Origin of the sequence: Paenibacillus sp. FSL R5-0749 (assembly GCF_038595085.1) — a bacterium.
Taxonomy (GTDB): domain Bacteria; phylum Bacillota; class Bacilli; order Paenibacillales; family Paenibacillaceae; genus Paenibacillus.
Map to the genome: position 1 here is coordinate 4645915 of NZ_CP152005.1, position 14207 is coordinate 4660121.

Here is a 14207-nt window from a genome sequence, read left to right on the forward strand (position 1 = left end):
GATCACAACTAAAAGTTACAAGCTTTTTACAACGGTAGAGGGAAAAAGTTAATATTTTGATGAACAAACGAAAAAAGCACCCCAATGTATGGGATGCCTCTTGCATATTCGATGGTTTTGCCGCTGTGACGGCAATCATTACAATTTTGATACCGTTTAACATTGAACACATATTGCATTATGCAATGATATTATTTTCCAAATGAAGAAGGATCTTCACGCCAGGATTTCAGCAACTCAAAGTCACTCTCCTGAATCGTTCCCTGAGCCAGAGCCACATCCATCAGCGCCGTGTAATTGGACAGCGTCTGAAGCGGAATTCCAGCATCTTCGAAGGCTTTAACACCCTTATCGAGCTGGTAGCTGAAGATGGCAAGCACGGCGAGCGGTGTTGCACCTGCTACGCGTACAGCTTCTGCTGCTTTGATGGAACTGCCACCTGTAGAGATCAGATCTTCAATGACAACTACTTTTTGTCCTTCGGTAATCAGACCTTCAATCAGGTTCTCCTTACCGTGTCCTTTCGCTTTATCACGAATGTAGGCCATCGGCAGATTCAGCTTCTGAGCCACCCAGGCAGCATGCGGGATCCCTGCGGTTGCCGTACCTGCAATGACTTCTGCTTCCGGGTATTGGTTACGAATAATCGTTGCGAAGGCTTCAGCAATATCGTTGCGAATCTCGGGATAGGACATCGTTAAGCGGTTATCGCAATATATTGGTGATTTGATACCGGAAGTCCATGTAAATGGCTGCTGCGGACGCAATGCCACGGCTTTAATTTTCAACAGTTGGGAAGCAATATGATTCGGAATCTCATTCAGTTCGATCATGCGTTCAACATCTCCTTCAAAATGGTTTCTGCCGCTTCACGCGGATTGGGAGCGCCTGTAATCGGTCTGCCTACAACAATGTAATGGCTTCCTCTGGCGATGGCTTCACCCGGCGTCAAGACACGTGTCTGATCTCCCAGACCACTACCTGCTGGACGAATTCCTGGTGTAACGGTGTGAAAAGCACTGCCACACGCTGCCCGAATTGCGGCCACTTCCAGCGGAGAAGCAACAACCCCATCCAATCCGGCCTCTTGGGCCAGTCCTGCATAACGGACCACAGCAGCTTCCACGCTGCCCGGGATGCCAATCTCGTTGTTCATCGTTTCCAGACTTGTACTGGTCAGTTGGGTGACCGCAATGATCTCGGGTCTGTGTAAGGAAGGATCTGCGGCTATAGCTGCCTCAGCACCTTCACGTGCAGCACGCATCATGATCGTTCCACCCGCGGCATGCACATTAAACATGTCTACCCCAAGACGCGTGATACTCTCAGCACCGCCACGAACGGTGTTGGGAATGTCATGCATTTTCACATCCAGAAAAACGGAATACCCTTTAGATTTCAGCTCCCGAATGAAGTCCGGTCCTGCTGCGTAGAACAGCTGCATTCCCACCTTGAGATAACAGGGAATGCCTTCAAGAGCTTGTACCAATGCTTTCGCTTCTTCCGCTCCAGGATAATCGAGTGCCACCATCAGACGGCCAGCCATTTCATTGAAACTCGCGTGATTCATCACCAGCGCTCCCCTCCACTTGCTCATTTTTTCCGTTTTTGCCCGATATAAAGGACATCTCGCCAGCCCGCAGGCTGACTGATGTCCTTCATCAGTGAATATTTATTTTACAAAGGCAGGCATTGCTTCTGAAGAGAAGTTGATTGTTTGCAGCATGATCAGCAGCGCACGAATCGTATCCAGTGAAGTCATACATACAATACCATTCTCTACCGCTTCACGACGAATACGGAATCCGTCACGCTGTGGTGTTTTGCCTTTGGTGAGTGTGTTGAAGACAAAGTTCGCTTCGCCGCTGCGAATCATATCCAGAATGTTCGGCGAACCTTCGCTTAATTTGTTCACCGTCGTTACCGGAATGTTCGCTGCTTCAAGCGCAGCTGCAGTTCCGCCGGTAGCCATGAGTTTGTATCCCAGTCTGTAGAAACCTTCGAGCAATGGTACAGCTTCGTCCTTGTCCTTGTCTGCTACAGTCACGACAATGGCTCCGGTTGCCGGAATTTTCATTCCTGCCCCGATGAGACCTTTGAACAACGCTTTAGCGTAATTCGGGTCACGACCCATAACCTCACCTGTGGATTTCATCTCAGGTCCGAGGGTTGGTTCTACACGACGCAGCTTCGCGAAGGAGAAGACCGGAACTTTGACAGATACATGGTCCGACTCAGGCCATAGCCCGTCAACATAACCAAGATCTTTCAGTTTTACACCCAGAATGGCTTGTGTTGCCAGGTTCGCCATCGGAATGTTGGTTACTTTGCTCAAGAATGGTACGGTACGGGATGAGCGCGGGTTTACCTCGATAATGTACACTTGGCCATCATGGATAACAAACTGGATGTTGACCAAACCTACCGTTTTCAGTTCTTTCGCAATTTTGATTGTAATCTCTACAATTTTCTCTTTCATGTCCTGGGACAGGTGTTGAGGAGGATATACCGCGATGGAGTCACCAGAGTGAACTCCTGCACGCTCGATATGTTCCATAATGCCCGGAATCAATACCGTTTCACCATCACAGATGGCGTCAACCTCAACTTCTTTACCCATCATGTAACGGTCGATCAGTACCGGATGCTCCGGATTGATTTTAACCGCCTGCTCCATGTACGTGAGCAATTCTGCATCAGAGTATACAATCTCCATCGCACGACCGCCGAGTACATAGGAAGGACGAACCAGTACCGGGTAGCCCAGACTTTGAGCTGTTTCTACAGCATCATCAACGGAAATGACCGTTTTACCTTTCGGCTGTGCAATCTCCAGACGGGAGAGCAGACGCTCAAACTTCTTGCGGTCCTCCGCCTCATCGATGCTTTCCAGATCCGTTCCGAGAATCGTTACACCTGCATTACGCAGTGGTGCTGCCAGGTTGATGGCCGTTTGACCACCGAACTGCACGATAACCCCTACTGGCTTCTCCTGTTCAATCACGTTCATAACATCTTCGAAGAAGAGTGGTTCAAAGTACAGACGATCTGATGTATTAAAGTCCGTCGACACCGTCTCCGGGTTATTATTGATAATGACTGCTTCATATCCTGCTTTTTGCAAAGCCCATACAGCGTGTACAGTAGAGTAGTCAAACTCAATACCTTGACCGATCCGGATTGGTCCTGAACCTAGTACCACAACTTTTTGCTTGTCGGAAGGGATCACTTCGTTCTCAGTCTCGTATGTTGAGTAGTAATATGGCGTTGTTGCTTCGAACTCGGCTGCACACGTATCTACCATTTTGTAGACTGGGCGCAGGTTCTCTTCTTCCCGACGAGTTCTAACTTCTGCTTCCGTCGTTAATGTGCCACCAGGTTGACCTTGCGCACGCAGTTCGGCAATGGCGCGGTCCGTGAATCCAAGGCGTTTCGCTTGATACAGAACATCGGAAGACAATTCGGATTCTTCGCGAATACGATCTTCGAATGCGATCAGACCCTCGATTTTGTCCAGGAACCACCAGTCAATCTTGGTCAGGTCTTGCAGTTGTTGCAGCGTATATCCTCTGCGGAATGCTTCGGCAATCAGGAAGATACGCTCATCATCCGCTTTGATCAGACGCTCGTTCAGCGTATCTTCATCCAGCGTTTCGGCATCCTTCAGGTAAAGGCGGTGTACACCAATCTCCAGGGAGCGCACGGCTTTGTGAATCGACTCTTCGAATGTCCGACCAATGGCCATTACTTCGCCTGTTGCTTTCATCTGAGTTCCCAGTTTACGGTTCGCCGAGATGAACTTGTCGAACGGCCAGCGTGGGATTTTGCTCACGATATAATCCAATGTTGGCTCGAAGCAAGCATATGTTTGGCCTGTTACCGGGTTCACGATTTCGTCCAGTGTGTAACCCATGGCAATTTTGGCAGCCATTTTCGCAATCGGATAACCCGTTGCTTTGGAAGCCAGCGCCGATGAACGGCTTACCCGTGGGTTAACTTCGATAACATAGTATTGGAAGCTGTGTGGGTCCAGTGCGAACTGTACGTTACATCCACCCTCGATGTTCAGGGCACGGATGATTTTCAGTGAAGCTGAACGCAGCATTTGATATTCACGATCCGACAGGGTTTGGCTTGGTGCTACGACGATACTGTCGCCTGTATGAACACCTACCGGGTCAAAGTTTTCCATGTTGCAGACAACGATACAGTTATCGTTTTTGTCCCGCATAACTTCATACTCGACTTCTTTCATGCCTGCAATGCTCTTCTCGACCAGACATTGCCCAATTGGGCTGTAACGAATTCCCGCTGCCACAGTTTCGCGCAGTTCTTCTTCGTTCGCACAGATTCCGCCGCCTGTTCCGCCCAGCGTATAGGCTGGACGAACGATGATTGGATAACCAATCTCAGCTGCAAATTCAAGTGATTCTTCGAGTGTCGTTACGATCACACTCTCAGGTACAGGCTGTTCCAGTTCACGCATCAGGTCACGGAACAGATCACGATCTTCCGCTTTCTCGATGGATGTCAGCTGCGTTCCGAGCAATTTTACATTTTCACGTTCCAACACGCCTGCACGTGCCAGTTCCACAGCCATGTTCAGACCTGTCTGACCACCCAGTGTTGGCAACAAGCCGTCTGGACGCTCCTGACGAATGATTTGGGTTACAAAATCCAGTGTGATTGGCTCAATGTAGACTTTGTCAGCCATGTTAGTATCGGTCATAATGGTCGCCGGGTTGCTGTTGATAAGTACAACTTCCACGCCTTCTTCTTTCAGAGCCTGGCAAGCTTGTGTACCGGCATAGTCGAACTCTGCCGCTTGACCGATGACGATTGGACCGGAACCAATCACCAGGATTTTTTTGAGATCTTTGTTAATCGGCATGTTATTGTGCTCCTTTCACTGCGGCTGCCAATACGGCTTGACGCGGCTTTTGCGGGTTAGTGATTTTGTGCTCGCGAATCATCTCGATGAAGCGGTCAAAAAGATAGCTGTTGTCGTAAGGACCCGGGGCTGCTTCTGGGTGATACTGAACCGAGAATGCCGGGAAGGATTTATGTTTCAGACCTTCAATAGTCTTATCGTTATTGTTGATATGTGTAACTTCCAGGTCCGTGCTCTTCACAGACTCCTCGTTTACGGTAAAACCATGGTTCTGGGATGTGATGAAGCAACGTCCGCTCTCCAGCTCTTTCACCGGGTGGTTTCCTCCGCGATGTCCAAACTTGAGTTTTTCGGTGTCTGCTCCTGCCGCAAGTGCGAACAATTGGTGACCCAGGCAGATGCCGAAGATCGGGTATTCGCCAAGCAGTTCACTGATCATTTTAACTGCGTGAGGTACATCTTTCGGGTCCCCAGGGCCGTTGGACAGTTGAATACCGTCCGGGTTCAGGCGACGAATCTCGTCTGCTGTTACATCGTGCGGAACAACGACAACGTCACAGTTACGTTTGCTGAGTTCGCGCAAGATTCCTGTTTTGGCACCATAATCCACGAGCACAATACGTTCAGCCGTTCCCGGGCTGTTGTAGACATGTTCTGTAGAAGTCATAGGCACCTGGTTACGCAGCTCGGCGATGGTGGTGTCTCCCATCATCTCCAGCAGTTCTTCCACAGGCTTCGATCCTGTTGTGAGAATTCCCTTCATTGTGCCGTGGTGACGAATCCGGCGAGTCAACATGCGTGTATCAATTTCGCTGATTCCTACGATACCGTATTCCTTGAGCAGATTGTCTACGCTATATTCCGCACGCCAGTTGCTTGGCGTTGGCTCATGACGACGTACAACGAAACCGTGTACGTATGGACGAATCGACTCAAAGTCATCACGCGTAATACCGTAGTTTCCGATCAGCGGATACGTCATGGTTACGATTTGACCGCAATAGGAAGGATCCGAAAGCACCTCTTGATAGCCTGTAATTCCCGTATTAAAAACGACCTCACCTGTCGTTTCACCTTCAGCACCGAATGCTTTCCCGGTGAACAGTGTGCCGTCTTCCAACAATAATCTTGCCTGTGCCTGCATCCCATTTCACTCCTCTGTGTTTATCAACGTTGAATACTTTGAGTTGAACATGGGCGTTACGTGTGGTGCGGCTCCGTGGGCAGAAAACCCTTTGATCGCTGTTATCCCCGGATTACTTTTTATCATTTTTCAAATGATGTAATCCGGTGATAAAGGCGAACACTTTGCTTCTTCGGGCCTTTTCTGTCCGCTCCGCAGTTACGTTGGTGTCCAAGTTCAAAATCATGACATTCAACTTTGCTTGTTTCGTATGTTAGACTCTCGGCATGATTTGCCTCGAGTTAGTTGAAAAGATGTTACTGGTGTAAAAGTTGTAGATTAAGTTTTAGAATTAGAAAGATGTGTTGCTTTAAAAAGTTAAGAATTACTGTTACTGATTTAAAGATATAGAGTTAGTAATTTATCAATTTACTAAATTACCGTTTTATTGTTGTACAGTGTTGCTCCACACGCTTTTGCCATCCACCCATGTTTGTACAGCCCAGCCTTTCAGCTTCCAGCCTGTGAATGGGGTGTTTCTTCCTTTGGTTGCAAACGTTGCAGGATCAACCGCTTTTTCCTCGTTCAGATCAATCATCGTGATATCCGCTGGTGCTCCTTCTTCCAGTTTGCCTGTATCCAGTCGGAATACACGTGCCGGATCAGCTGTCATGCGTTTTACCAGGAAGTCCAAGCTCCAAAGTCCAGTTTCCACAAACTTCGTGTACAGCAGTGGGAAGGCTGTTTCGAATCCTACGATACCGAAAGGTGCCAGCTCCATGCCTTTGGCTTTCTCTTCTTCACTGTGTGGCGCGTGATCGGTTACGATCATGTCCAGCGTGCCGTCCAGCAAACCTTCGATACACGCCTGCACATCACGTGGTGAGCGTAGCGGCGGGTTCATCTTCCAGTTGGCGTCCATGCCCGGGATATCTTCATCCGACAACACCAGATGGTGCGGACACACCTCAGCAGTTACTTTAATACCGATGGATTTCGCCAGACGAATCAGGCGAACCGATTGCTCTGTGCTTACGTGGCAGACGTGGTAATGAACTCCCGTTGCTTCTGCGAGCAGAATATCCCGGCCTACGTGGATAGCCTCGGATTCATTAGGAATGCCTTTGATACCATGACGTTTGGAAAACTCGCCTTCCGTCACATATCCACCTACAACCAGTGAGTCATCTTCACAGTGAGCGATCACTGGCATATCCATGCTTGCTGCGAGGCTCATGGCATCTTTCATCATTTGAGCGTTTTGTACGCCGACACCGTCATCCGTGAATCCGATAGCCCCTGCTTCTTTCAAGGCGGCAAAATCGGTAAGTTCACGACCCAGTTCGTTTTTGGTAATGGCTGCATAAGGCAACACTTTTACCAGATCGGCTTCTTTGGCTTTATCCAGTACCAGTTTCACAACTTCCGCTGTGTCTGTAACCGGTCTTGTGTTTGGCATGCAGGCAATCGTTGTAAAACCGCCTTGTGCTGCTGAACGGGCACCTGTCTCGATCGTCTCTTTGTGTTCGAATCCAGGCTCACGCAGATGCACGTGCATATCGATCAATCCCGGAATGACCAGTTTGCCTGATGCGTCTGTCACATGATGCGCTGACTTTTCGGCATCCAATACGGCTTGGTCTTCCAGGCCAGCGATCTTTTTAATTTTACCTTCATCTATAATGATGGTTTTCCGTTCAAGTTCCCCTTGTTGGTTCAAGATGTTCGCATTCTTTATAATCTGTAGCATAATTGCCCTCCGCTTCGGTTCTGTCCGGCTTACCAGGTAAACCGGATGATTTTCTTTATCGTTTACTCTCTTATTGCTCTATAAGAACTGCCATCTTCGTCAGCCTATGACCCACAGCCAGACCCTGTTACAGTTTCATCGCACGTTCCATAACCGCCATGCGGATGGGAACGCCGTTTGCCATCTGCGGGAAGATCCGCGATGCTTCACTCTCCACAACCGCGTCATCTACCTCGACGTTGCGGTTCACTGGAGCAGGGTGCATGATAATGGTGCTTGGTTTTAGGCGTGACGCCCGTTCTTCCGTCAATCCGTAGTGTTCGCGATAATCCTCAGCTGAAGTAATTAAGCCATGTTGATGACGTTCCAGTTGAACACGGAGCATCATGACTACATCTGCATCCAGCGCTTCTTCAAAACCGACATAAGGAGCATGCTCTGCGAGTTCCGGTGCCTGCATCGTTTGCGGTGCACAGAAGCGTACATCTGCGCCGAACTTTTGCAGTGCCCACAGGTTGGAGCGTGCTACGCGGCTATGCAGAATGTCACCTATGATGGAAACACGCAAGCCTTTCAGTTCGCCAAATGCTTTCCGCATCGTGTAGAGGTCCAGCAACGCCTGTGTGGGATGCTCATTGTTGCCGTCTCCGGCGTTCACGAGCGGAACACTCACTTTCTTAGCCAGCTGTTGCAGAACGCCTGCCGGTTTCAACCGGATCACGCCTGCATCAATGCCCATCGACTCAAGTGTTCGCACCGTATCGTAGATGGACTCTCCTTTTTCCACACTGGATGCGGCTGCCGTGAAGTTCAGCACTTGTGCGCCCAGGCGTTTCTCTGCCATTTCGAAGGAGAAGCGGGTGCGGGTGCTGTTTTCGAAGAACATGTTCGCAACGAAGCGTGATTCAAGTACAGGAACCAGTTTCTCTTTCTGCGCTTCCCAGTGAGCCGCCCTGTTCAGAATGGACTCGATCTCTCCTCGGCTAAGTTCCTTCAGTCCAAGCAAGCTCCGGTCTCTCAATGCTGTCTGTGTAATCATCATGCTTGCTCCCCCCGGTTCTGAGTGATTTTGACTTCGTCCTGTCCGTCCGTTTCCATGAGTGCAACTTCGATCTCTTCTGATTTGGAAGTCGGCACATTCTTACCGATAAAATCAGGTCGAATCGGAAGTTCCCGGTGTCCACGGTCTGCGAGTACCGCCAGCTGAATGTTCTGCGGTCTTCCACAGTCCATCAGGGCATCCATCGCTGCGCGAATCGTACGTCCGGTATAGAGCACATCATCGAACAAGATCACTTTTTTGTTATGGATCGAGAGTGATTCAGGTGTCATAATCAACATTTCCTTGCGATTCGCCTTGTTTTCGTCCAAGCGATCATCGCGGTAAGGAGTCACATCCAGTTCTCCCCAGGGGACTTTGGCGCCTTCGATTTCTTCAATCTTCGCGGCAATCCGTTCTGCGAGGTAAACCCCGCGTGTACGGATACCGACCAGCACACAATCATCGATTCCTTTGTTTTTCTCCAATATCTCATGGGCAATCCGTGTTAATGCGCGGCGGATCGCCGTCTCATCCATAATGACATGTGTCTCTGTGCTCATGCGTTCAGCCTCCTCAGGATTTCCCTTCAGATCATGGCCCCGTGACGAGGAGAACAAAAAAGACTCCTTGCCGTGTTTATTGGCAAGGAGTCTCCGAACTTCAGACCGCTCTGAAGAAAGTTTACTCTCGGGGATGCATCGCTTCATTTGCCGCAGCAAAAAACGATGTATCGTTCACGTTACCTTGCCAGTCTCACGGGACTGATTTAAAGGTGCTATTCATGTCGTTCATATTGCAGGACCTCACAGGGTTCTGTAATCAATATGTCCGTTTGTCTTCATGAATTATGACAGAAAGACAACCCCCTGTCAACACCTCACCATCGCAGGTGAAAACCCTCTGCTACGTTCTTGTTAGAATCAGCAGTTAGCCTGAAAAACATCCATGCACAATTCATCTCATTGGTTATTCATAATTATACAACATTTCTGCATATTTATCCATAGGCAAATGAGAAATTTGATATAACCAAAATAAACCTCTGCCTATGCTTAAGTAGACACAAAACACTTCTTTTTGGAACAAGCAGTCAGTTTCATCTTACGTAATATATGTAGGCTCTGCATTAGTACCCACTGAAATGGGTACAGTTTATAAACATAAACCCATTCATAGATGCTGCTGTAATGCCGATATACATAAGATTCGCAGCTATGCGACATGGAATTAAGATACGCCCTACATTTATGTACATTTAGGAGGAAGTCATGCGTCACATTTGGCACGTTTACAAAACAGACTGGTTGCATATTCTGAAGGTTCCCACAGGTATATTTTTAATTGTGGCTATCATCTTACTGCCCGGGGTGTATGACTGGGTCAACGTGAAGTCCGTATGGGACCCGTACAGTAACACCCAGGGGATCAAAATTGCAGTGACAACTGAAGACGAGGGTGCAACTGTTGCAGGAACCAATGTCAATATCGGAGACGAACTGGTATCCAGCCTCAAACACAACGAAAAGCTGGGCTGGACTTTTGTAGATCGGGCTGAGGCCAGTCGAGGTGTACAAACTGGAGAGTACTATGCAAGCCTGCTCATTCCCGGAGACTTTTCGTCCAAAATTACAGGTATTGTTGACGGAAAGCTGGAGCGTCCAGAGGTAATCTATACCGTTAATGAGAAGGTGAATGCCATTGCTCCCAAAATCACAGGCTCTGGTGTATCTGCCATAACAACACAAATCAATGAAAATTTCACTGAAGCCGTCAGTGAGGCCGTTCTTACCAAGTTGAAGGAAGCCGGGGTTGAAATTAACGCCCAGCTTCCAACTTTGCGCAAGATGGAGAATGGCATTTTCACCCTGGAGAAAAATCTTCCGGCCATCCAAGCCGCGGGTCAAAAGGTACTGGAAGTGGAAAAAGCCATGCCTGAGATTGTAAAAGATGCTCAAAAGATCGTCGAAATCGAAAAAAAACTACCTGAAATCAATGAAGCGGCAAAGTATGTGCTCAAGGTGCAGGAGTATTGGCCACAAATTAATGATGCGGCTTCGGAAGTGCTGGCTATTCAAGGGCGGATACCGGATATACAAAAAGCGGTAGAACGCATTCGAGAAGTGGATGAAAACTTTGGTCAGGTATCAGCTGTCATCCAAACAGCCCTGGATAAAACCGACAAGGCTCTCTCTATCGTAACGGCCGCAGAACAAGATCTGGACAAAGTATCCCAAATCGCTGGCAACGGGATTGAGCTGGCTGAAAGCTTGAATCAATTTGTAGATTCAAGTGAAGAAGCGTTCCAGGCTATTGGCCCAACGATCCGCCAGAATCTGCTGCTAGTGCAGCAGATTACCAACGCTGCTGGAGACCTATTTGCACAATTGCAGGATTCGGATCTTGATAACCTGCCCACAGCAGAAGATCTGGACCGGATTGCTGCACGTTTGGGGATTGCGGTAAAACTTGTCGACAGTATGGCAGAACTGCTGGGCAAAATAGACAACTTGCTTCCAAGCCATCCACTTACCGAACAAATTCAGCATTTGAACTCCGTTTCAGATAAACTGCAGTTGCAAATCCGGCTGGCTGGCATCATCAGTGATGCCATGCGCCGCAATACAACGCTACCCGCAGACGTCGTCGCTCAGTTAAATTTGCTCTCCAAAGACATTAGCAGCGGCATTGGCAATCTCTTGACTACGTATGAAAGTGACATATCACCGGCTCTATCGGCTGGCGTGGATAAATTGCGGTCCATCCTCTCCACTTCTTCAAGTGCAATGCAAGGAGCAAGAGATCGAATTCCGGATATTGCGGACATTCTTGCATCTGCCAAAGAAGGGATTACGTTTGGACAGACCGAGTTGACGAAAATCCAGAGCGACCTGCCTCAAATCCAATCCAAGATCCATGAGATATCAGAGACACTCGCAAGCAAAAGTGAAGGTTTTATTCAAGCTTTGAACACCGTCTCTTCCTTAATCCGGACCGATCTGCCCAAATTGGGAACCAAACTGAACGAAGCGGCTGATTTTGTTCGTCATGATCTGCCTAATGCCGAGAAACAGATAGGCAAGGCATCCGATTTTGTTCAGAACCAGCTTCCGGAGGTCGAAAAAGGAGTCCATCGTGTTGCCACACTGGTACGTGATGATCTGCCAGCACTGGAAAGTGCCATCAGCAAAGCGGCAGACAAACTTAGGGAAGTCGAAGGTAATAACCAGTTTGCCGAGCTCGCCAAACTTCTGCGCGGCGATATCGAAGAAGAGAGTGCTTTCCTTGCAAGCCCAGTGCAAATCAAGGAACAGCAGCTTTACCCGATTCCGAATTATGGATCGGCCATGTCACCATTTTATGGCGTGCTGTCCTTGTGGGTCGGCTCAACACTGCTGATTTCTCTGCTTCGTGCCGAAGCTGAGAATCCAGAGGGCAAGTTCCGGGGATATGAGTTATATCTTGGACGCCTCGCTACTTTTCTGACCATTGGGTTGCTTCAGGCGATATGCGTCACCCTGGGAGATATCTTAATCCTGGGTACCTATGTCGCCGATAAACTGTGGTTTGTCCTGTTTGCCATGCTGGTGAGTGCCGTATTTGTCACCATCACGTACACCCTGCTGTCCGTTTTTGGAAATATCGGAAAAGGGATCGCCATCATCTTTATGGTGTTCCAGTTCTCCAGCTCTGGCGGTACGTTCCCAATCAGCATGACATCCCCCTTTTTCCAGGCATTGAATCCGTTCATGCCCTTCACATATGCGATCAGTCTGCTGCGTGAGTCGGTCGGCGGTATATTGTGGTCTACTGCCATCAAGGATATTCTTTGGTTGTGTATGTTCATCGCGCTGAGTCTCATTGTTGCTCTCGCTTTGAAACGCCCACTCAGCAGTCTCACCAAACGTTCAGCCGAGAATGCCAAGAAGACCAAAATTATTGCTTAACTCATTAGCTTGACACAAATAAAGATAAGGCCATAGGACTTTCCATCCCATGGCCTTATCTTATTTCATTATGAGAATCGCTGCATCTTGATTATTTCACTGACCGGTCCTGTTCCAATTGATCATAGGATTGCTTGATTGTTGTTAATGTTTCTGCGTGGCGATAGATGTTGTTACTTGCCGTAACGATAACACATAACATGATTAAGCCTATAATCGCTTTTTTCCCCAATCCCGGACGCAGGCTGATGACGAATCCTCCACCCAACAGGAAGAACGCAAACAGATAGTGTCCCGCATACAGGTACATGTCATATTGAAATACAGCCAATCCGAAACCCACGACTACATGAAGCAAAAAAGCAAACAGAATATATGGAACAAGGGTCCATACTTCACGTTCACGAATGCCTTTAATGATGCCCATGAGTGCCAATAGTAAAATAAAGATCCCTGTAATCTGCACAACAATTGGGTTGGAACGAGATAGATCCGTAACAAAGGCAGCCATGCCCGGGTCAAGTAAATGCATCTTCGGTGTCATCATCGGATTGATGGTTAACATGTTCAATGCTTTCCAGTGAATGGCGAACTGGAATGGTGTTGCATAGCTAGTTCCACCATTTTGAATGCCCAATAGCCAGTTACTAACCCAGCTGCGACCTCCAAATGCAACATATTGAATACCTGTCATAACGACAATAATCAGAACCGCTAGTGCCATGATACCAATGTATTTTTTCAAATTGGCCTTACGCCATGCATGCATATTGAAGAAAGTGGCACCAGCAAACGGTACGATATTGGTTGAGGTTAATCCGAAGTTAATCGATGCAAGCAATGCATTGGGTACATATCGTACGTCCTGACGCTCACGCGTATACTGCATGTAAACCACGGAGAACAGAATAACGAACTGTACATAAGGATACGAGTCCGGGATCAACGCAGTATACATGAGGTAGGAACTGAAACCAAACAGTAAGGCGAACAGCAAAGGTATAATCGTCGGTCTATCTTCTTTTTGACTCAGGAAGAGATACGCCAGCACTACCGAACCTGCATTCACCAGCGATTGCAAAATTAGAAAGAACCAGTTGCCTCCCAGCAGCTTCGCTACAGCCGCAACAGTGACCGCCAAAAAGGAAATCAGCGGATGAATAACAGAAGAACTGTTGTCCCCATAATACATTGAAGGATCAAAGTTGAATATATTGAGTGGAAACAGCGTCGTATTAAAAGGGCTATACTTCCCAAGCAATTCCGCATTATTTTCAATGTACAGAACGTACGAGCCGTTCATTAAACCATAAAATAGAGCAAATCCTGCAAACAGGTAAAAGGCTGTCCAGTTGGCTCTGCGATTATAAAATAAGTAGTCCAAAAATTTCATGCTTTCATTCACATCCAATAAATTTTATAAAAAACCATCATAATTTGAGCGATTGGAAGGTTAT

At 48.0% G+C, this 14207-nt stretch carries 9 protein-coding genes; 1 reads left to right on the forward strand and 8 read right to left on the reverse strand.

What is annotated here, in order from left to right; genetic code table 11:
- Nucleotides 1-191 precede the first annotated feature (191 nt).
- From pyrE to pyrR, 7 genes are all read right to left on the reverse strand, one after another.
- The gene (pyrE, locus tag MKY85_RS20790) at nucleotides 192-833 is read right to left on the reverse strand and encodes an orotate phosphoribosyltransferase (RefSeq protein WP_339235861.1); all 642 of its coding nucleotides are present in this window, start codon (nucleotides 831-833) and stop codon (nucleotides 192-194) included.
- Nucleotides 830-1570 (reverse strand): orotidine-5'-phosphate decarboxylase, encoded by a 741-nt coding sequence (gene pyrF, locus MKY85_RS20795; RefSeq protein ID WP_342570669.1) that lies wholly within the window; start codon nucleotides 1568-1570, stop codon nucleotides 830-832. The genes pyrE and pyrF overlap by 4 nt, the downstream gene beginning before the upstream one ends.
- 102 nt (nucleotides 1571-1672) lie before the next feature.
- Nucleotides 1673-4891, reverse strand: coding sequence for a carbamoyl-phosphate synthase large subunit (gene carB / locus MKY85_RS20800; protein ID WP_339235868.1), 3219 nt, complete (start codon nucleotides 4889-4891; stop codon nucleotides 1673-1675).
- A 1-nt stretch (nucleotide 4892) separates the two neighbouring features.
- Nucleotides 4893-6035, reverse strand: coding sequence for a glutamine-hydrolyzing carbamoyl-phosphate synthase small subunit (gene carA, locus MKY85_RS20805; RefSeq protein WP_062835434.1), 1143 nt, complete (start codon nucleotides 6033-6035; stop codon nucleotides 4893-4895).
- Between the two features lie 424 nt (nucleotides 6036-6459).
- The gene (locus MKY85_RS20810) at nucleotides 6460-7764 is read right to left on the reverse strand and encodes a dihydroorotase (RefSeq protein ID WP_339235870.1); all 1305 of its coding nucleotides are present in this window, start codon (nucleotides 7762-7764) and stop codon (nucleotides 6460-6462) included.
- Between the two features lie 127 nt (nucleotides 7765-7891).
- Nucleotides 7892-8806, reverse strand: coding sequence for an aspartate carbamoyltransferase catalytic subunit (locus tag MKY85_RS20815; protein WP_253439283.1), 915 nt, complete (start codon nucleotides 8804-8806; stop codon nucleotides 7892-7894).
- Nucleotides 8803-9366 (reverse strand): bifunctional pyr operon transcriptional regulator/uracil phosphoribosyltransferase PyrR, encoded by a 564-nt coding sequence (pyrR, locus tag MKY85_RS20820; protein ID WP_017687330.1) that lies wholly within the window; start codon nucleotides 9364-9366, stop codon nucleotides 8803-8805. The genes MKY85_RS20815 and pyrR overlap by 4 nt, the downstream gene beginning before the upstream one ends.
- A 708-nt stretch (nucleotides 9367-10074) precedes the next feature.
- Here pyrR and MKY85_RS20825 point away from each other — a divergent pair.
- Nucleotides 10075-12750 (forward strand): YhgE/Pip domain-containing protein, encoded by a 2676-nt coding sequence (locus MKY85_RS20825; RefSeq protein WP_342570670.1) that lies wholly within the window; start codon nucleotides 10075-10077, stop codon nucleotides 12748-12750.
- 91 nt (nucleotides 12751-12841) lie between these two features.
- Here MKY85_RS20825 and MKY85_RS20830 read toward each other — a convergent pair whose 3' ends face one another.
- Nucleotides 12842-14143 (reverse strand): DUF6080 domain-containing protein, encoded by a 1302-nt coding sequence (locus MKY85_RS20830; protein WP_342570671.1) that lies wholly within the window; start codon nucleotides 14141-14143, stop codon nucleotides 12842-12844.
- Between the last annotated feature and the right edge of the window lie 64 nt (nucleotides 14144-14207).

Bases quoted from the DNA above. Each gene is read 5' to 3' on its own strand.
- MKY85_RS20810 (WP_339235870.1), bottom strand. From the start codon at position 7,764: ATGCTACAGATTATAAAGAATGCGAACATCTTGAACCAACAAGGGGAA.
- carB (WP_339235868.1), bottom strand. From the start codon at position 4,891: ATGCCGATTAACAAAGATCTCAAAAAAATCCTGGTGATTGGTTCCGGT.
- carA (WP_062835434.1), bottom strand. From the start codon at position 6,035: ATGCAGGCACAGGCAAGATTATTGTTGGAAGACGGCACACTGTTCACC.
- MKY85_RS20815 (WP_253439283.1), bottom strand. From the start codon at position 8,806: ATGATGATTACACAGACAGCATTGAGAGACCGGAGCTTGCTTGGACTG.
- pyrE (WP_339235861.1), bottom strand. From the start codon at position 833: ATGATCGAACTGAATGAGATTCCGAATCATATTGCTTCCCAACTGTTG.
- pyrR (WP_017687330.1), bottom strand. From the start codon at position 9,366: ATGAGCACAGAGACACATGTCATTATGGATGAGACGGCGATCCGCCGC.
- MKY85_RS20830 (WP_342570671.1), bottom strand. From the start codon at position 14,143: ATGAAATTTTTGGACTACTTATTTTATAATCGCAGAGCCAACTGGACA.
- pyrF (WP_342570669.1), bottom strand. From the start codon at position 1,570: ATGAATCACGCGAGTTTCAATGAAATGGCTGGCCGTCTGATGGTGGCA.
- MKY85_RS20825 (WP_342570670.1), top strand. From the start codon at position 10,075: ATGCGTCACATTTGGCACGTTTACAAAACAGACTGGTTGCATATTCTG.